Source organism: Janthinobacterium pasteuri (assembly GCF_051380775.1).
In the GTDB taxonomy this organism is placed as follows: domain Bacteria; phylum Pseudomonadota; class Gammaproteobacteria; order Burkholderiales; family Burkholderiaceae_D; genus Janthinobacterium.
The window spans coordinates 158272-176827 of sequence record NZ_JBNYXS010000004.1; the positions used below are offsets into that span (position 1 = coordinate 158272).

Genomic DNA, 18556 nt, shown 5'->3' on the forward strand with positions numbered 1-18556 from the left:
GGCGGCGCTTTTTTAGCGCTGTCCGCCAGGCCGGAGGGGGATCAGCAGACTTGTTTTGCCGGCGCGACCAGGCGCGCGCTGGCCGCCACCAGCAGCAGGGCGGCACCCAGCATGGCGAAGGCGGTATTCAGGCTGGTGGCGTGCGCCACGAAACCGATGACGGCCGGACCGGCCAGGATACCGGCATAGCCGATGGTGGTGATGGCCGCCACCGCCAGGCTGGCTGGCATGGCGCGCTGGTTGCCGGCGGCCGTGAACAGGATGGGCACGATGTTCGCGGCGCCCAGGCCGATCAGTACGAAGCCGGCCATGGCCAGGCTGGCATGCGGCGCCAGCACGGCCAGGAAGAAGCCGGCCGCTGCGCACAGCGCTCCAATAGTAAGCACACGCTTGCCGCCAAAGCGGCTGACGACCTTGTCGCCCGTGAAGCGGCCGAGCGTCATGGCGATGGCGAAGGCGGCATAGCCGAGGCCGCCCTTGGCTTCTTCCACGCCGCGCGTGGTGGTGAGGAACAGGGCGCTCCAGTCGAGAATGGCGCCTTCGGCCAGGAAGACGATAAAGCACAGCAAGCCGATGAAAATGACGGCGCCGTGCGGCATGACGAACAGCGGCGTCTTTTCGCCCGAGTTTGATGCCGTCGGCAGCAGATGGCCTTGCGCCGCGCCCAGCACCCCGCACAGCAGCAGCATCACCACCACGCAGGACCAGGCCGGTGTCAGGCCCAGCCACAGCAGCAGGGCCATGCAGGCCGCGCCGGCAAAGCCGCCCACGCTGAACAGCGCATGAAAACCCGACATCATGGCGCCGCCATTGGCCTTTTCGATGATCACGGCCTGGATGTTGATGGCCACGTCGAACGTGCCCATGGCCGCGCCGAACACCAGCAGCACCAGGCCCAGTTGCAGCGGCGTGGCGGCCAGCGCCAGGCCGGGCAGGATGGCGGTCAGGAGCAGGCCGGCGCCGACGATGACCTTGCGGCAACCGAAGCGGGCCGCGAGCACGCCCGTAAACGGCATCGCGCACAGCGAGCCGGCGCCCAGGCACAGCAGCAAGATGCCGAGGGTGGCTTCATCGAGGCCCAGGCGCGACTTGGCGTAGGGAACCAGCGGGGCCCAGGCGGCCATACCGAGGCCGGCAGCGAAGAAGACCAGGCGCGTGGCGCGTTGTTGCAGGGTACCGGTGAGGTGCATGGGAGCGGTTTTCCAGAGTCGGGGTGGATTAAATCAGGTGCGGGCCCGCAGCACTTGCACGCCCAGCCGTTGAAAGGCGGCAATGTGGGCCGCATCGGCATCGGCTTCGAGCACCAGGTGCTGCAGCAAGCCCGTGGCCAGCACGCCGAAGGGGGCGGCCGTGCCCAGTTTGTCGCTGGTGACGGCCACGGCGACGGCCTTGCTGGCACCGGCGATGCTGCGCTTGAATTCGGCCTCGTCATAATTAAAGGCCGTGATCCCCGCGTCCGCATCGGCGCCACAGGCACCGAGAAAGCACAGGTCGGGATGCATGCGTTCGACGGTGCGCAGCGCCTGCGGGCCCAGGCTGGCGCCGGCACGGCGGTCGACCCTGCCGCCAGCCATGATCAGCTCGATTTCGGGGCGTTCCATGAGCAGCATGGCAATCGCCGGGGCATTGGTGATGACAGTGAGCGCCAACTCCGGCAAGGCGCTGGCGATGGCAAGGTTGGTTGACCCCGCGTCGAGGAACAGCACCTGGCCTGCGCGCACGAGCGACACGGCGGCCTGCGCCAGGCTCGCCTTGCGTTCCGGCGCTTCCTGCCTGCGCTGCGTCAAGCTGCCGCCGTCGGGCGCCAGCGGCAGGGCGCCGCCATACACGCGCTGGCACAGGCCGGCCGCCGCCATCTCGCGCAAGTCGCGCCGTATCGTATCTTCGGAGACATCAAGCTGGCGCGCCAGGTCCAGCGCCAGCACGCGGCCGTCGGCGTGCAATTGTTGCTGGATCAGCGCGTGGCGTTGTTTGAGGAGCAGGGTGGCGGACATAGGGGTATATTAAAACGTGCATGAATGTGCATGAATATATGCAAACGTGCAATCGGAGTCAAGCCGCTTGTATTATCTTGGCAGGCATTGCCGGAAAGGCATAATTTCTGTTAGTGTTGCAAAAAATAGAATGGATAAGGGAACATCATGCTGTCACGTACATCATTGCTGGTCGTCTTGCTGGGTGGTGCCATGCGCCGCCATGGATGGGGAATGCTGGGGGCGGTATTGTTTTTAAATGTCATGCACTGGCTGCGCTACGCTACGCTGGGCTGGCGCGACGCGCGCGATTCCCTGTTCCTGCTGCTGATCTATCTGGGCCTTGCGATGTTGTTGGAATACAAGCGCCTGCGCGACGCTGAGGAAGCATCGGCAGCAGTCGAAGACGGCCGCTAAAGGGAGAGGGCTGGCGCCGGCGTTCAGGGCGCCGTCAGCCGCTCCAGCTCTGCCAGCCAGCCGATGGCATGTTCGCGGCTGCTGCCGCACATGTCTTCGGAAGGCTGCAGGCCGCCGCAAAACGCGGGCCGCTCCGGCAGGCCAAAGATCTTGCAGCGGTTGTCGTCGGCCAGTTGCACGCAGCGCACGCCCGCAGGTTTTCCATCCGGCATGCCGGGAATCGGGCTGGTGATCGACGGTGCGGTGCAGCAGGCGCCACACGATGGGCGGCATGCCAGGGTGGCAGATGGTGACATGGGATTTCAGGCGAGCGGGTGAGGAGCCGACAGTATAGCAAGCCGGCCCCCGCGCCGCGCCAGGGCGCGTTTAACGCACGATGCTCACGCGCTTGCCCGACAGGGTGCGGCGGGCCGGATCGCCATGCACGGTGATGCGGCCGGAACCGCTGGCGCGGGCGTTGACTTCATTCTGGACGGTGACATCGACGTCGCCGGAACCATTGCTCGCCAGATAGGCAACGTCGCTGCGCAGGGCGGCCAGGTTGATATCACCGGAGCCATTCACGGTGGCGTCGAGGCGCTGCACGGTGCCGCTGGCGTTGATGCTGCCCGAACCATTGACTGCCACGTTGATGCGTTCGCCGCGCACGCTACCCAGCTGGATGTTGCCCGAACCGTTCTGCACCGCGTCCGTGTTGCCGCTGGCGAGCGCCGCCGCGTTGATGCTGCCCGAGCCATTGTTGGCCACATCGAAACGTCCCACCGTACCCGACAGTTCGCTCTTCATCGAACCACGTTGCTCCAGGCTGAAATCTTCGCCATTGAAACCACTGGCCACCAGACGGCCAGAGCCGGAGATGTTGATCTTATTCAAGTGCGGCGTCGTATAAATGACGTGGATGCCATTGCTGCTGCGAATGTTCGTATCGCTCCAGATGCGCAGTGTATTACCGCTCACTTCGCTATGGATGCGCTGCTGCAAATTGCTGTCCGCTTCGATCACCAGCGAGGTTGCCGGTCCGACGCGCACGTCGATCTTCATATCGATGCGTTTCATGCTGTCGATGTCGAGCGTGTTGATGGTGCTGACCTGGCGCACGTCACGGCTCACTTGCTCGTTGCCCTGGATGGCATTGCCACCCGCGTCGGCATAGCGCACTTCGCCATCATTGGGGTTGATGACGATGGCGCAACCGCCAAGGGTAACGGCACAGCACAGGGCCAGCAAGGTACGCATGGTGTTTCCTTTGTGATTGTTGTAGTTCAGGACAAGAAAAAAGCCGGCTGCCGCGCCGCGGCTGCCGTGCTGTCGATGGCAAGGTAGCAAATCCGACACGCTTGCTGAGTGGAAATGCGATGAACTGCGCAAAACGGGGGCTGAAACGCATTCTGGCTCACCCGGCGCCGCAGGTCCGGCGCCAGAGGAGGTGTCGTCAACGCCAGTACTGGGCGTACAGTACCCGTGTTCGGCGTGCCCGGCAGCGTTCCCTGCTGCGCACATAGGGTTTGGTAATCCCCCCATTTTTAGAGCACGCTAAAAGTAGAGGTTAAGCGGCCAAGGCACGCTTCTGTTTCGGCGTGATGCCGCCAATTGCCGTGTCGGCCCGGCCCATCATCAGTGCAGATCGTTGCAACTATAGGTCACCGCTTGGGGCGATCGCGGTGGCCTCCAAGAGCCGACTACATAGCTCGGTCGCTTTTTGATAATTTAACGCTTCAATACTTTCCTCGATCAATGCAAATTCGGCCGGCATCAGTGTGCCGAACGCGTCCTGTATGCGACCGAACGCGTCGTCGGCCTCCAGGTCTCCAGCAGCGAGCAATTGCTGCAGTTCTACTACCCGAGTACGTAGAACGGCGATGTCCGATATCGGCGAGGGGGCATTGGTCGCCGGAGCCATCTGCGCCAGATATTGCTTGGCCGCCTCGATTACCTGCGCCGCCAGCAGCCATAATTCATCGAGTTCACGCCAGGCGTCGTTGGATGTCTGGTGCTCCAGCAACTGCTCTTCTTTGATGACCATCTCGGTAAGACGATTGGCACCTATGGTCCCGGAAACACCCTTCAGCGTATGCAATATACGATGGGCATCAGCATACTGTTTGTCTTGAACGGCCTTCCGAAAATCCGATTCAAAGCTGCCCACTTCCTGGATGAAGCCTTTGAGTGCCCGCTGATAAATCAGGATGCTTCCGCCCAATCTGCGCAGGGCAGAGCTCACGTCGAAATCAACCATCTCATCGGCCTCGCCCGCTTCTGTCGGGAGCACCGCATCGGGGGGCAGAGCGCACCTGGTATATTGCAAAATGACCCCGATCAGTTGCGTCAGATCGAATGGTTTGCCGACATGGTCATTCATGCCTGCGGCCAGGGCCGCGTCGCGGTCCGCAGGCATCGCATTGGCTGTCATCGCGATAATGGGCAATGCTTCCTGGGTGAATTGTTGACGGATGATGCGAGTCGCGGCATAGCCATCCATATCCGGCATTTGTATGTCCATCAGCACGACATCAAATAAGTGAACGGCGCCATTGACCGCGTCGATACCTGCCTGCCCGCTGGCGGCGACAGAGACCATGGCCCCATCGTTACTCAACAGCTCATGGGCGACTTGCTGATTGATCAGGTTATCTTCGACCACCAAGATGCGCAGCCCAGCCAGACGCAGCTGGCTCACCATCTGATGCGCTGTGACAGGAATGACTTTTCCCAAACTGGCGCGGCTCTCGGCGACGGCATCAAAGAGCATAGAAGCAGTCACCGGCTTGACCAGAAAGCCGTCAAACAGACTGGGCATTTGGCTTTGTCGTTGCGCGAGCAGTTCGCGCCCATGCGCCGTTACCATCATCACCATGGAACAGGTATCGGGCCGCAACAACTGGCGTATCCTTTCGCACGTTTCCCATCCATCCATTTCGGGCATGCGCCAGTCAACAAAGATCACATCGTATTCCTGTTCCCTGGCACCTTGCTCAACGAGACGCAAAGCCTCGGTGCCGCAACTGGCGCTGTCGACCGACCAGCCGAACGACTGCAGCATGTCCTGCAATATCTGTCTGGCGCAGTCGTTGTCGTCCACCAGCAGACAATGCAAGTCTTGCATATCGATCATGCCGCCTTGCTGTCCCTGCAGTTCAGGCACATCGGCAGGCGCGCAGTCGATCGTAAAATGAAATGTGCTGCCCTCGCCGACGACGCTGTTGACGGCCAGGGTGCCGCCCATCAGCTGCACCAGCCGCTCACTGATGGCCAAGCCCAGGCCGCTGCCGCCATAGCGGCGCGCGGTGGATGCCTCCGCCTGCGAAAAGCCCTGGAAAATACGCGCGCATTGCTCCGGCGAGATCCCGATCCCGGTGTCGCGTACGGCAAACGACAACGCTAGCCGGGCCGGTTCTTGCGCCTCCACCGTCACGGACAACACGACTTCGCCCCGTTCCGTAAATTTGATGGCGTTGCCGGCCAAATTAATCAAGACTTGCTGCAGCCGCAAAGCGTCGCCGACAATCCAGCGTGGCATCGCAGGATCGATTTCAAACAGCACTTCGAGTTCCTTGCTGCCCAAATTGGCCGATAAAATCACTGACACGTCGCGCAACAGCCGGTCAACGTTGAAGGGATGCGGGTCCAGCGTCAGCTTGCCCGCTTCCACTCTGGAAAAATCCAGAATATCATTGAGGATACTCAACAGCGTGCGCGCGGCAGTGTCCGCCTTGCCGACGTAATCGCCCTGCCGATGACTGAGCCCGGTCTGCGCCAGCAACTGTAGCATGCCCAGGATGGCATTCATGGGCGTGCGAATTTCGTGGCTCATATTTGCCAGAAACTCCGATTTGGCGCGATTGGCAGCGTCCGACAACTCCTTGGCCGCCCGCAAGCTCGACTCGATCTCGATATGGTCCGTCACATCGAGATTGATGCCGGTCACCCGCACCGCTTTGCCCTGGACATCATGCTCAATATACGCGCCGGCCTTGATATGGCGCACATCGCCGTTGGTATGGACCACGCGGAACACGGGATCGTAGATAGCGCGCCCTTCGACGGCGGCCTGCAGCTGGGCCGCCGTCGCCTCGACATCATCCGGATGCACGCGAGCGCGCCAGTGTTCATAATTCAAGCCCGTGTGTCTGAGTGAATTGGGCTGGTCGTACAGCGCGTACATCAAGTCGTTCCACTCCAGAGCATTGTCAGCCAGCACCCACGTCCAGATGCCCAGGCCAGCCACATCGGAAGCCATCAGCAACTGGTCGCGCGCTGCGCTCAAGGCAGCAGATGCCAAGCGCCGCTCGGTAACATCCTGAAATGCCCCCACCAGGCGCAAAGGGTGACCGCTGTCGTCCAACTCCACCTCGCCGACCACGCGCGCCCATATCGGACGGCCCTGCCCTGTCATGAGCGGCAACTCCAGATTCCAAGGCGTATGCTTTTCCAACGCCTGTTGCAACGCCGCTTGGATGACCGGGCGCGCTTCGGGGGCATAGAAATGGATGGCTTCTTCCATCGTCGGGTTATAGTCGGTGGGCATGTCATGCATGCGGCAAGTTTGATCCGACCACACGATTCTATTTTCCTTCAGATACACGGTCCAGGCGCCCACGCCGGCGATCTGGCCCGTCCGTTCCAGGTCACGGGAGCGCAATTGCAGGTCATCATTGAGCACTTCCAGGGCAATCTGGGCCTGCTTGAGCTCAGTAATGTCCGTCACAAGCACGATAAAACCGCGCACCATGCCATGATCGATGTCAGGAATGTAATGCGCCAAGGTACATTTTTTGCTGCCATCTATTTTTGTCAGGGTACGCTCAAAGGTCTGGCTTTCACCTTTGAGGGCCGCGTTGATGTACGGGGTATTTTGCTGGAAAACTGCCTCACCCAACAGCTCTTGCATGCACATGCCTTCCATCTGTTCCCGGGTCCTGCCAAACCAATCCAGATAGGCAATATTGGCGAACCGGCAGCGCAACTCACTATCCCAATAGCCGACCAAGCCCGGAATATTGGCGCTCAGGGTATTTAAGAACCGGCTGTTGGCTTCGAGTGCCTGTTCGGCCGCGCGGCGTTCGCTCAGGTCTGCAGCAACGCCGAGATAGCCAAAGATATCGCCGTTTTGTGCTTTTAGTGCCGTCACGCACAATACGACAGGAATGTGTCGCCCGTCTTTGCGCACGTAGGTCCATTCATATTCGTTGGATAAGCCACGCAACGCTTTGATGACGAAGACGTCAAAACCTGGCACGACGACTTCATTTAGCTCGGCCGAAAATTGCGCCGCCCTATCAGCAACCTCAAGCGGGTCGTGAAAAATTCCCGGATTGAGCTTGCCGATAGTCTCGCTGGCACTGTAGCCGAGCATTTTTTCAGCGGCCGGATTAAATACTGTAATGAGGCCAGCCTGATCGGTGGCGATGATGGCATATCCTGCACTATTTAAAATAGCTTGCTGCACCACAAAATAACTTTGAATCTCAGCCGTGCGCTCACTGACCTGTTGCTCCAGCGTGGCATTCAAGGTGAGTATTTCTTTTTCTATCACCTTTTGTGCGCTAATGTCGCGCACCGTTTTGGCAACGCCGATGACTAGTCCCTGGCCGTTGCGAATCGGCGACACCATCACCGAAACATCGATCTTGCTGCCATCCTTGCGGTGCCGGGTGGTGATCAGATTGTCTATCCTTTCCCCCCTACCGACGCGCGCCAAAATATCGAGCTCTTGCTCAAGAAATTCATGCGGTACGATTAAACTGCTCAATAACTGGCCCACTGCCTCTGCGCTGGAATAGCCAAACAGCTCCTCGGCACCGTGATTCCAGCTGGTGACCTTGCCTTGCAACGTTTTACTGATAATGGCGTCATGCGCACTTTCCACGATCGCTGCCAACTCCGCACGTTTTTCACCGGCGGCCGTCTTCATGCGCAAAAAGACATAGACGATGAGGCTTGCGATAACAATGCCGCCCAGGATAATGGCCAGCACCATGCGTTCGGTACTGGCCACCGTGCCCGCGATGACGGCATCGGACTGCACCAGTGTCAGCGTGAGGAAGCGATGGGGATCGTGCTCATCGAGTGCAATGGTGCGCTGAACCGCATTTTCAAGTCCATCGGCACCAGCAAATACCTGCATGGCGCCGGGATGCCTGATGTCGGAAGATAACAACTGATGGTCATCTTGCCAACGCCAGCGTTGTCCAAGTTCAAAGCCAAAGACGTGACGCGCATCAGGATTGAGCAAGTAGTCACCTTGGGCATTGGTCAGATAGACGCGAATGTTCTTGGACGAGTTGTTGGTCAGGTCAGCGAATGCTGATTGCATGTCCAGATTAATGACGATCATCCCAAACAGGGTTCCATCGGGCGCGAACACCGGCGTACTGGTGCGCAGGGTCCGTACGTAGGGGAGTTCGAGCTGGCCATGCTCACGATTGAGGTTGAGGTCGGAAACATGGACCTGGCCAGGCGCCAGGCGCAGCACCGACTGAAAGTAATCGCGGTCACCTTTGGACTGCAATTGATCAACTGGCACAACGACGATGTTGTTGTGCCGACGATCAACCCGCACCAGTTCCAAGCCATGCTTGGCCACGCCGATGAAGCGCACCTGGGTCAGGGCGGGATTGGTCTTGATATAGCTGCTGAAAATCTCCTGCAGACTCGTCCTCCAGAATGCCGCCGGCGTTTTCTCGGCGGCATCGTATCCACCATTGCCCATGGCCCTTACCATGCCCTGTACCGGAGGCACCGTTGCGAGAAAGCGGACATCCAGGCGTAGCCGGTCTATTTCTCTCGTTAAGGTCGCCGCCCGCAGTCCAGAAGAAGCTTCAAGGCGAGACTTTAATGATGCAAGCGCCTGGGTTCGCTCGTGTTCGCCCGCCATGAGGCATATCTCGGCCGTCAATAGTGTCAACATCAAGGCACAACCGAGTGCGATAAGGATGGTGCGGCTGCGAGGGGGAATGTTTTTCAGGAAGCTCACGCAATAACCTTTTCATTCAGGAGGCAGCGCGGGACAGAGCGGCTCCGGTGCATACCAGTAGCACCGGATGAGATCAATCATCGCTTATGCAGAATCTGATGCGACGACCCTGTTTCGACCAGCCGCTTTGGCGCGATACAGCGCCTGATCCGCCGCATTGATAAGTTGTCTAATCGTACATTTTTCACTCGGCACTAACGCTGCCACGCCGACACTGATCGTGACGACACTGGCGCAGGAAGAAAACTGATGAGGAAGTTTCAAATCATAAACTTTTTCGCACAGCCACGCGCCATATTTGTTCGCATCTTCCAGTGCCGTATGCGGCAAAATCGCCACAAATTCTTCGCCCCCGTAACGGGCGACGATTTCGCCGGGGCGTCTTGTTCCCAAGGCGATGGATTGCGCCACCTTGCTCAGGCAAGTATCCCCCTCCAAATGCCCGTAGCCATCATTAAATGCCTTGAAGTGGTCGATATCAATGAACGCCAGGCCAAGAGAGAGGCCCTGTCGTTGATGGCGCAAAAATTCCAATTCGATCATCTCATTGAAATAGCGGCGATTAAACAGCCCGGTCAGTCCATCTCGATTGGCCAAGCGGACCAATGCTGCCGCCTGACGCTGTACCTTCAGTTGTGTGCACGCGCGCGCCCTGACGACTGGCTGGTTCAAGGGCTTGGTAATGAAATCGACGGCGCCCGCTTCTAATGCCTGGATTTCACTTTCTATGCTCGATTGTCCTGTAATGAAAATAATCGATGCATCGCGCGTTTCAGAATTTTCCTTTAGCAGCTTGCATACTTCATAGCCGTTCATCACCGGCATTTCGACGTCCAGAAATATGAGTTGTGGTTGATGCTCGCGCGCCAGCGCGATGCCAGCTTCTCCGCTGGTGGCAAACCAGATTCTTCCCAGATCTTTCAATATCGCGCTTAGCAGCCGAATGGAAGTGACGCTATCGTCAATAATCAAAATCCGGCTTTGCTCTTCAGTTAAATTATTCATATCGCTTACTCAATAAAGTATCACAACGGAACCCACGGTCAGCACACGTGTTCCACTATTAACCACTATTTTTTCAGACGTGGCTTTAAGAGCGCGACAGTTTTATCCAGAGTATCGAGCACGATACCAGAATTAAATGGTTTTAAAATGAATCCGCTGGCTCCAAGCTGAATTGCCGTAACGATGGTTGCTCGGTCATTACTGCCAGTCACCATCAAAACAACTGTATTGGGTAATTTTTTTTTGATTTCCACCAAGACATCTAAACCATTGCTGCCTGGCATTTCAATGTCCAGACAGACAATGTCAGGACGCAATCGCCGCGCCCGTTCCAGGCCTAACATCCCGTTGTTGGCTTCGCCGATTACATGATAGGCGTCGCCCTGAATAATCATACGTAATACCGCACGTGTTGTTTCATTGTCATCTATGATAAACACACTTACACCAGAAGGTTCAGGCATACGTTTTCCTAGACTTTTCCTTAAGAATTTACTGTACTACAAAAGTTTGTGCGCATAAAAAAATTTTATTGATTTCAACGGTTGCCTTTATTTTAACTATTAAAGTCCGTAGCGAACAGCAGGAGTCGATCCGCCCCCGACTAGTAAGACCCAGGAATGGCTACACGCTGCCGCGCATGCAAATGTCCCCGAATTCGCTCTCGCTTTTGAGCGGTTTCAGGCTGGTCGCCGCTGACGCCTCGACCGTTCGCTTTGGTTTGCGCGCCAGCCATGTCAAACGTGCCGCCGTGGCCGATCAACTGGTGTATGGCTTGTTTCTGCCCGGTGCCGAATTGATGCTCTCGGCTTCGCTATACAGCGCCGACGTCGGTGAACGCCAGATGCTGTTCGAACAGCTCGACCGGCTTGTTAAGCGCGAATACCTACCCGGACGTCTCTCTCATCGGAGCCGATGCCGCCCTGCGCGACTTTACGGTTGACGCGCTGTATTACGCCCCCATCGACAACGCGCTGCTGGCCCCCTCCAACGGCATGGACGACCTTGCGGCACACACCTTGCGCTCCATCGTTGGCTACTGGCTGTGGACGAGCTTATAGACTGCCAAACCGGACCGCTCAAGTCCCTGCTAGAAAGTGCGCCGAGAACGCGTCACATACTGGCGTTACAACCGCAAATCGAACGTGCCGGCGGCGGGGAGGAGGAACTACGCAGGCATCGCGGTTGCGGAGATGCCTGGCGCTTGCTTGACGCGCGTCGTCTGGCTGGCTATTGCTGACCGGCCTTGCCGTGACGCAGCAACGGCCTGCCGCAAAACTCCTCGATCTGTTTAATTGCCGCCATCGCCGCCGCGTCGGAGAGGCCAATCCCGAATGGGAAGGCGCTCGTCTTGGTGAATAACATCAGCCTTTCACCGCCCAGGCCGAGCATGGCCATCTTGCCATCCGCGGTCATGGGAAGAGGAAGTGGCTTGCGTTCAATTGCGATCAGATCGCCGCACACAATCGCGGAGGCAGCCGCTGTTCCAGCGGGCGCGCCGTCCTTGACGAACAATATTTCTTCCTTACCGCAAATATTCTTGAACAGTACGGCGCCCGCTACAAACACGAATATAAGAATAACCGCCCCTGTTCCCACCGCGTCCATTGTCATTGTCATCAGGACATTTGCATTCTTTTTCACCGTGAAAGCGAGGATTGCGAGCGCGATCGTGCACAGCAAGATTCCTTGGAGCCGGAACGGCGCCGGCGACGTTATTTGCAGAATAAGATCGGGTTTTTGCATTGAACCTCGTCTCCTTTTATCTGCCTCTGGACGCAAGAAAGTATGCGCGCTGGCAATTATCGCATGTTCGGGGTAGCGTCTTGCTTGAACCATTTTGAGCTGGCTCCAGGGAGAGCTGATTAATTCGATTTCTGGCAATTCACTGCTTTAAAAATCAAAGACTTACGGGTGATGCTCAAGCGAAAACCCGAATTAAGCCGGTCCCTGCCTGCGCATACCGGCCAGTTGTCGGGCGCCTACCCAATGATCGAGAGCATAAGCCATAGCCCTTCGCTGGATGACATTCCCAGGCCAAACAAGCCGAGCGCCCGCGTATGCTATCCATACGATTCGCTGCGGACCTCACGACCGCTACTTCTTCCCTACCTCAGACCGCTATAATGGCCTTGCAAAGCATGGTTGGCCGGTAACCTAAGGCTTTTTGCATCGGGATGGAGGCATGAGTACGAGGTTATGCGGCATTGTGGTTGCCGGAGCCGTCAGCAACGTGCATCCGAGCTTTGCACCGCGTGCAGGTTTATGCGTCGTCGCGTACAACTTTATCTGTCGTCCGTGCAAACTTATGCGTCGTCCAACGCCAGCGCTTGACCTTGGCGGTAGACAGGTCTACTATTAATGACTCAAAAGTAAGTTACTTGGAAAGATACATGCAAGCCCCGATTGATACCAAGCCCCGCTGGGAGCGGCGCAAGGATGCCCGCCCGCAGGAGTTGCTCGCCGCCGCCCTCGACCTGTTTGTCGAACGGGGGTTCGCATCGACGCGCCTGGAGGATGTGGCCAAGCGGGCCGGCGTGTCGAAGGGCACGCTGTACCTGTACTTTGAGAATAAACAAGAGCTGTTCAAGGCCGTGGTACGCGACAATATCGTGCAGTCGATCGGCGAGGCGGAAGACAGCATGGCCGCTTCGGACAGCAGCAGCGCCGAGTTGTTGCGCAAGGTGATGATGCAGTGGTGGGAAGAGTTCGGCGCCACCAAGCTGGCCGGTTTGACCAAGCTGATGCTGGCCGAAGCGAACAATTTCCCGGAACTGGCGCAGTTTTACAACGAAGAGGTCGTTGCGCGCGGCAATGGGCTGATCGTCAGCCTGCTGGAACGGGGCATGCAGCGCGGCGAATTCCGTCAGATCGATCCCGTGCTGGTCAGCACTATCCTCAGCGCGCCCGTCACCATGCTCATGATGTGGACGCACTCTTACCTGCCATGCGAGGTCAAGAATATCGATCCGCTCGCCTACATGGATGCGTTTATCGACATGAGCTTGCGCAGCCTGCAGGTGGAGATGCCCGGGAAAAACTGACGCAGCGTGCCCGCGACTACCGTTCAGTTGCCCCTTTCCAAGGTTCGCCCCCCCAAATCTGCAGATCGTCGCAAATTTCCTCCATTTCCCGCCTTTATGGTTAACATGTGCTTTCAGCCAGTTCAACGATAAAATGGCGGATTATTACTTCACTTACCGAGTCCAAAGATGAATATCGAACAAGCCCGCTTCAATATGATCGAACAGCAGATCCGTCCATGGGACGTACTGGATATCGACGTGCTGGAGCTGTTGAACGTGGTCAAGCGTGAAGATTTCGTGCCGGCCGCCTATAAAAACCTGGCCTTCGTCGATACGGAAATTCCACTGGGCGGCGGCGAATGCATGCTCACGCCGAAGCTGGAAGCGCGCATTTTGCAAGACGTCGCCGTCAAAAAGCATGAAAATGTGCTGGAGATCGGCACCGGTAGCGGCTACATGGCTGCTTTGCTGGCGCACAAGGCGCGTCATGTGACGAGCGTGGAAATCGTGCCCCAATTGAAAACCCTGGCCGAGCAGAACCTGGCCGCCAACGGCGTGACCAATGTGACCGTGGAACTGGGCGACGGCGCCCAGGGCTGGAGCAAGGGCGCACCATACGACGTGATCGTCGTCTCCGGTGCCCTGGCCGTGTTGCCGGAAGCGCTGTTGCAACAAGTGAAAGTCGGCGGCCGTATCCTGGCCATCATCGGCGAAGCGCCGATCATGTCGGCGCATTTGATCACGCGCAGCTCGGACAAGGCTTACGACACGCGCAAGCTGTTTGAAACCAACGTCACGCCGCTGCAAGCCGTGGCCCCGTCGCATTTCCAGTTCTGAGGCGACCGATTCGATGGAGCATTTGAGTGCACCGCAGCTGGCCGCCTGGCTGGCTGACCCTTCCCGCCCGCGCCCGTTTTTGCTCGACGTGCGCGAACAGTGGGAGTTCGACCTGTGCCACCTCGATGGTGCCACACTGATGCAGATGAATTCGATCCCTGCCCGCATCGATGACCTCGATGAAGACGCCGAGATCGTCTGCATCTGCCATCACGGCATGCGCAGCATGCAAGTGGCGGCCTTCCTGGAGCGCAATGGTTTTGGCAAGATCAGTAATTTGACGGGCGGCGTGCATGCCTGGGCGCTGCAAGTCGACAGCGCAATGCCTAAATACTAAGTTATTTTGCAGTAGATGCACCCAGGCATGTTTTCCTGCATGCCTGCGGAGGCCTGTACCCCGCTCATCCGGCGGGCGCAAGGCACGCGGTAGCAGATTTTTGATTCCATCAACTTTTGACGACTCCAACGGAGAAATGCAATGCGGAAACCCCTTATCGCCGTGCTGATGACCAGCGCCTTTGTCTCGATGACATGCTCGCTGCAGGCGCAGGCGGCCGATCTCATCCAGGTGTACCAGCAGGCGCTGGCCAATGACGCGCAGTACGCCAGTGCGCGCGCTGCCCTGTCGGCCGGGATGGAGCGGGTTCCGCAGGGGCTGGCAGGCTTGCTGCCGCAAATCTCCGCCTCGGGTAGCAATACGCGCGGTAATCAGGAGCAAATCGTCCAGAACAATGGCGGCAGCAAGATCACTTCGCCATCCGTGAACGTGCGTGCGAACAGCTACAACCTGACCCTGGCACAGCCGCTGTTCCGCTGGGACCGCTGGGAAACCTATCAGCAAAGCAAGCTGGCGCAAGCGATTGCTGAAGCGCAATTTGCGCAAGTCCAGCAAGACCTGATCACCCGTGTGGCGCAGGCATATTTCGACGTGCTCAGCGCGCAGGACAACCTGGGCGCCACGCAGGCGCAAAAGGTCGCCACGACGGAGCAGCTGGCATCGGCCAAGCGCAATTTCGAAGTCGGCACGCAAACGATTACCGACACGCACGAAGCGCAAGCGGCCTACGACCTGGTGGTGGCGCAGGAATTTGCCGCCATCAATGACCTGGCGAACAAGCGCAGCGCCTTGCAAACCATCATCGGTGAAGCGCCAACGAGCCTGGCGCCCATGCGCACGGGCGTGGTCATCAGCGCGCCGGAACCGGCTGCCGTCGAGCCGTGGGTGGCGTCCGCCGAAGAGCAGAACTACGGCGTCGTCACGGCGCAGTTCAATGTGGAATCGGCCAAGCGCGACATCGGCCGCAACCGCGCCGGCCACTACCCGACCGTGGACCTGATCGCCAACGCTGGCCATAGCTATTCCTCGGGTGGCGGCAATGGCAACGGCAACAACAATAACGCCATCGGCGTGCAGTGGAGCATCCCGATCTTCAGCGGTTTTGCCGTCACCAGCAAAGTGCGCGAATCGATCGCGCTGGAAAACAAGGCCCGCAACGACCTGGAAACGGCACGCCGCACGGCGTCGCAAGGCGCGCGCCAGGCTTTCCTGGGCGTCAACAGCGGCCTGGCGCAGGTCAAGGCGCTGGAAGCGGCGGAAGTGTCGAGCAAATCGGCGCTGGAATCGAACCAGCTCGGTTACCAGGTGGGCGTGCGCATCAATATCGACGTCTTGAATGCGCAGAAACAATTGTTCTCGACGCAAAAAGACCTGTCGAAAGCGCGCTACGACACCATCATGAACGGCTTGCGCCTGAAGGCGGCGGCCGGCACCTTGAAGGAAACGGATTTGATGCCCGTCAACGCCTTGCTCGACAAGTAAGCGCGGACTTGCTCTGAATGAAAACCAGCACCGGCAACGGCGCTGGTTTTTTTTCGTCTATCGGTGTTGTCACACGGCGCGGCTGTTGGCGAATTGTGTCAGCACGACACCGGCCACCACCAGGCCCGCGCCCGTCCAGTGCAGCGGAGAAATATGCTTGACGGCAAAGCCCAGCAAGCCGTAGCGGTCGATGGCCAGCGCGGCCAGCATTTGTCCTCCGATGACGGCCGCCATGAAGGGGCCGGAACCCATGCGTGGCGCCAACATCAGTGCCGCCGTAATATAAAACACGCCGGCCGCGCCACCCAACCAGGACCAGCCCGGACCGCGCACGGCGAGCTGGAAATCGGGCGTCGGCACGCGCCAGAGCAGCATCACCAGCGACGCGAGCACGGCGCTGACAGCCAGCGAGGCAATGGTGGCCCACAGCGGGTGGCCCAGGTGGCGGCCCAGCGCGGCATTCGCGCCCGCCTGAAAGGGGACGACGGCACCGGCCAGCATGGCCAGCGGGGCAAATACGGTTATCCATCCCTGCATGGTTGACTCCATCTCTTTGAGTTGATGGGAACATCGTATTATGCTGTCATGATTAAATCCAATTCGTAATTTGTCATTCAACTATGCACCAAATGAATAATTTGCGCGCCGTCGATTTGAACCTGCTGGTAATCCTGGAAGCGCTGCTCAGCGAACGCCATCTGTCGCGCGCGGCGCAACGCTTGCACATGAGTCAGCCTGCCGTCAGCCATGCGCTGGCACGCTTGCGCCACTTGCTCGACGATCCTCTGCTGCTACGCGGCAAGGGCGGCTTCCAGCCCACGGCGCGCGCGCTGGCGCTGGCGCGGCCGCTGGCCGAGGCGCTGCAAAGCGTGCGCTCCGTGCTCGGCGGCGCCGTCTTTGAGGCGGCCACGGCGCAACGCGTGTTTCGCCTGGCCATGTCCGACTATGGCGCGGCGCTGGTATTGCCCGCCTTGCTGCGCCGCTTGCGCGTGGAAGCGCCCGGCATCGACCTGGCCGTGAGCTATGCCAGCCGTTCGGCCGTGGTGGCCGGTGTGCAGGATGGCGAGATCGATTTGGCGCTGGGCGTGTTCCCGCAACTGCCCAAACAGCTCCATAGGGAAGCCTTGTTTGAGGAAACGTTTGTGTGCGCGCTGGACCCGGCCAGCCTGGCGCCGGGCGAAACGCTGAACCTGGAGACCTATCTGGCGCGCCCCCATGTGCTGGTGGCCTCCAGCGAAGGTGGCATGGCCGCCGAAGTCGACGCGGCGCTGGCCCAGTTGGGTCAGACGCGCCGCATCGCCGTGCGCGTGCCGTACTGGACGGTCGCACCGGAGGTCGTGATGGGGACGGAATTGATCCTGACGGTGGCGCAGCGCGCCTTGCGCGGCAGCGCGGCGCTGGGGCTGGCACAGCATGCTGCGCCATTTGCCATCGCGCCATTTGCGTTTGAAGTGATACGGCACCACCGCACGGACGGCGATGCGGGGATAGCCTGGCTGCGCGCCGCGATTGCAGCGGCCGTCGAGCCAGGCTGAGATATTACAAGCCTCCGCCCTGGCCGTCGAACTTGCGTTCGATCAATTCGATCTTGTAGCCATCGGGATCGGTGATGAAGGCGATGACGGTATTGCCGCCTTTCACGGGGCCCGGTTCGCGCGTGACGTTGCCGCCATTCGCGCGTGCCGCATCGCAAGCGGCGACGATATCGTCGGCCGAGATGGCGATGTGGCCATACGCCGTGCCCAGCTCGTAGCTGGTAGTGCCATAGTTATACGTCAGTTCCAGTTCCGCATGGTCGGGATTCGAGCCATAGCCGACGAAGGCCAGCGTGTACTGGTATTCGGGATTGTCGCTGGTGCGCAGCAACTTCATGCCCAGGACCTTGGTGTAAAAATCGATGGAGCGCTGCAGGTCGCCGACTCGTAACATGGTGTGCAAAATACGCATCGTAAATCCTTGAGGGTGAGAGGAGAATGGCAGGATTTTATGCGTTTTACGGCTTTCTTGCCGGGACCGCCCCAGCCGCCCGCTGGCACAGGGGCGGCGGAAGCTAAGATGCTTACTCCAGATGGGCGTCCAGCGTGATTTGCGTGGCCAGCAACTTCGACACGGGGCAGCCCAGCTTGGCGCGCAGGGCCGCATCCTGGAACGCTTCGTCGGTGGCGCCGGGAATGGTCGCCACCAGGGTCAGGTGCACGGCCGTGATGGCATAGTTGCCATCGATTTTTTCCAGGCTGACATCGGCCGTGGTTTTCAGGGCCGTGGCGCGCAGACCCGCCTCGCCCAGCTGGCCGGACAGTGCCATGGTGAAGCAGGCGGCATGGGCCGCGCCGATCAGTTCTTCCGGATTGCTGCCGGGACCGTCTTCGAAGCGCGTGTTGAAGCCATAGGCCACATTGTCGAGCGCGCCGCTTTCGGTGGAAATAAACCCTTTGCCATCTTTAAGGCCGCCACTCCAGACGGCTGATCCTGTTTTTTTCATGATGTACTCCTTGCGTGGTTCGAG

At 59.1% G+C, this 18556-nt stretch carries 19 protein-coding genes; 8 read left to right on the forward strand and 11 right to left on the reverse strand.

Translation table 11 applies throughout. The features are described from left to right. Nucleotides 1-41 precede the first annotated feature (41 nt). Nucleotides 42-1190 (reverse strand): MFS transporter, encoded by a 1149-nt coding sequence (locus tag ACQ4WN_RS06415; RefSeq protein WP_436550763.1) that lies wholly within the window; start codon nucleotides 1188-1190, stop codon nucleotides 42-44. Nucleotides 1191-1223: 33 nt separating this feature from the next. Then, on the reverse strand, nucleotides 1224-1994 hold the full coding sequence (locus tag ACQ4WN_RS06420; protein WP_436550764.1) for a DeoR/GlpR family DNA-binding transcription regulator: 771 nt from the start codon (nucleotides 1992-1994) through the stop codon (nucleotides 1224-1226). 147 nt (nucleotides 1995-2141) lie between these two features. On the opposite strand from ACQ4WN_RS06420, the gene ACQ4WN_RS06425 reads away from it, so the two are divergent. Continuing rightward, complete coding sequence (locus ACQ4WN_RS06425; protein WP_436550765.1) at nucleotides 2142-2390, forward strand: hypothetical protein; 249 nt, start codon at nucleotides 2142-2144, stop codon at nucleotides 2388-2390. 23 nt (nucleotides 2391-2413) lie between these two features. Here the strand turns inward: ACQ4WN_RS06425 and ACQ4WN_RS06430 are convergent, their stop codons facing one another. From ACQ4WN_RS06430 to ACQ4WN_RS06450, 5 genes are all read right to left on the reverse strand, one after another. Then, nucleotides 2414-2686 carry a YkgJ family cysteine cluster protein gene (locus tag ACQ4WN_RS06430; protein WP_436550766.1) on the reverse strand — a complete coding sequence of 91 codons (273 nt, stop codon included), beginning with the start codon at nucleotides 2684-2686 and terminating at the stop codon, nucleotides 2414-2416. A 70-nt stretch (nucleotides 2687-2756) separates the two neighbouring features. Continuing rightward, the gene (locus ACQ4WN_RS06435; RefSeq protein WP_436550767.1) at nucleotides 2757-3626 is read right to left on the reverse strand and encodes a head GIN domain-containing protein; all 870 of its coding nucleotides are present in this window, start codon (nucleotides 3624-3626) and stop codon (nucleotides 2757-2759) included. Nucleotides 3627-4023: 397 nt separating this feature from the next. Beyond that, nucleotides 4024-9363 (reverse strand): PAS domain S-box protein, encoded by a 5340-nt coding sequence (locus ACQ4WN_RS06440; RefSeq protein ID WP_436550768.1) that lies wholly within the window; start codon nucleotides 9361-9363, stop codon nucleotides 4024-4026. An 84-nt stretch (nucleotides 9364-9447) separates the two neighbouring features. Next, the gene (locus tag ACQ4WN_RS06445) at nucleotides 9448-10368 is read right to left on the reverse strand and encodes a GGDEF domain-containing protein (RefSeq protein ID WP_436550769.1); all 921 of its coding nucleotides are present in this window, start codon (nucleotides 10366-10368) and stop codon (nucleotides 9448-9450) included. A gap of 65 nt (nucleotides 10369-10433) precedes the next feature. Further along, nucleotides 10434-10832, reverse strand: a complete 399-nt coding sequence (locus tag ACQ4WN_RS06450; RefSeq protein WP_436550770.1) for a response regulator transcription factor — start codon at nucleotides 10830-10832, stop codon at nucleotides 10434-10436. 68 nt (nucleotides 10833-10900) lie between these two features. Between ACQ4WN_RS06450 and ACQ4WN_RS06455 the strand changes: the two genes are divergently transcribed. Continuing rightward, entirely contained in the window at nucleotides 10901-11311 is a 411-nt protein-coding gene (locus ACQ4WN_RS06455) for a hypothetical protein (RefSeq protein WP_436550875.1), read from the forward strand. After that, a complete protein-coding gene (locus ACQ4WN_RS06460) occupies nucleotides 11202-11429 on the forward strand; it encodes a hypothetical protein (protein ID WP_436550771.1) in 228 nt (75 codons plus the stop codon). Before ACQ4WN_RS06455 ends, ACQ4WN_RS06460 begins: the two co-directional genes overlap by 110 nt. A 169-nt stretch (nucleotides 11430-11598) precedes the next feature. Here the strand turns inward: ACQ4WN_RS06460 and ACQ4WN_RS06465 are convergent, their stop codons facing one another. Then, on the reverse strand, nucleotides 11599-12114 hold the full coding sequence (locus ACQ4WN_RS06465) for a hypothetical protein (RefSeq protein ID WP_436550772.1): 516 nt from the start codon (nucleotides 12112-12114) through the stop codon (nucleotides 11599-11601). 647 nt (nucleotides 12115-12761) lie between these two features. On the opposite strand from ACQ4WN_RS06465, the gene ACQ4WN_RS06470 reads away from it, so the two are divergent. From ACQ4WN_RS06470 to ACQ4WN_RS06485, 4 genes are all read left to right on the forward strand, one after another. Continuing rightward, complete coding sequence (locus ACQ4WN_RS06470; protein WP_436550773.1) at nucleotides 12762-13412, forward strand: TetR/AcrR family transcriptional regulator; 651 nt, start codon at nucleotides 12762-12764, stop codon at nucleotides 13410-13412. A 168-nt stretch (nucleotides 13413-13580) separates the two neighbouring features. Next, nucleotides 13581-14231 carry a protein-L-isoaspartate O-methyltransferase family protein gene (locus ACQ4WN_RS06475; RefSeq protein ID WP_046684434.1) on the forward strand — a complete coding sequence of 217 codons (651 nt, stop codon included), beginning with the start codon at nucleotides 13581-13583 and terminating at the stop codon, nucleotides 14229-14231. Nucleotides 14232-14244: 13 nt separating this feature from the next. Further along, nucleotides 14245-14568 carry a rhodanese-like domain-containing protein gene (locus tag ACQ4WN_RS06480; RefSeq protein WP_034788759.1) on the forward strand — a complete coding sequence of 108 codons (324 nt, stop codon included), beginning with the start codon at nucleotides 14245-14247 and terminating at the stop codon, nucleotides 14566-14568. A gap of 141 nt (nucleotides 14569-14709) precedes the next feature. Beyond that, nucleotides 14710-16050: a TolC family outer membrane protein gene (locus ACQ4WN_RS06485; protein WP_436550774.1), complete on the forward strand. Its 1341-nt coding sequence runs from the start codon at nucleotides 14710-14712 to the stop codon at nucleotides 16048-16050. A gap of 69 nt (nucleotides 16051-16119) precedes the next feature. Here the strand turns inward: ACQ4WN_RS06485 and ACQ4WN_RS06490 are convergent, their stop codons facing one another. Continuing rightward, nucleotides 16120-16587: a DMT family transporter gene (locus tag ACQ4WN_RS06490; RefSeq protein WP_436550775.1), complete on the reverse strand. Its 468-nt coding sequence runs from the start codon at nucleotides 16585-16587 to the stop codon at nucleotides 16120-16122. Nucleotides 16588-16679: 92 nt separating this feature from the next. Between ACQ4WN_RS06490 and ACQ4WN_RS06495 the strand changes: the two genes are divergently transcribed. Beyond that, entirely contained in the window at nucleotides 16680-17585 is a 906-nt protein-coding gene (locus ACQ4WN_RS06495; RefSeq protein ID WP_436550776.1) for a LysR substrate-binding domain-containing protein, read from the forward strand. 4 nt (nucleotides 17586-17589) lie between these two features. Here the strand turns inward: ACQ4WN_RS06495 and gloA are convergent, their stop codons facing one another. Then, a complete protein-coding gene (gene gloA / locus ACQ4WN_RS06500; RefSeq protein ID WP_010401713.1) occupies nucleotides 17590-17997 on the reverse strand; it encodes a lactoylglutathione lyase in 408 nt (135 codons plus the stop codon). Nucleotides 17998-18109: 112 nt separating this feature from the next. Further along, nucleotides 18110-18532, reverse strand: coding sequence for an OsmC family protein (locus ACQ4WN_RS06505; protein ID WP_436550777.1), 423 nt, complete (start codon nucleotides 18530-18532; stop codon nucleotides 18110-18112). Between the last annotated feature and the right edge of the window lie 24 nt (nucleotides 18533-18556).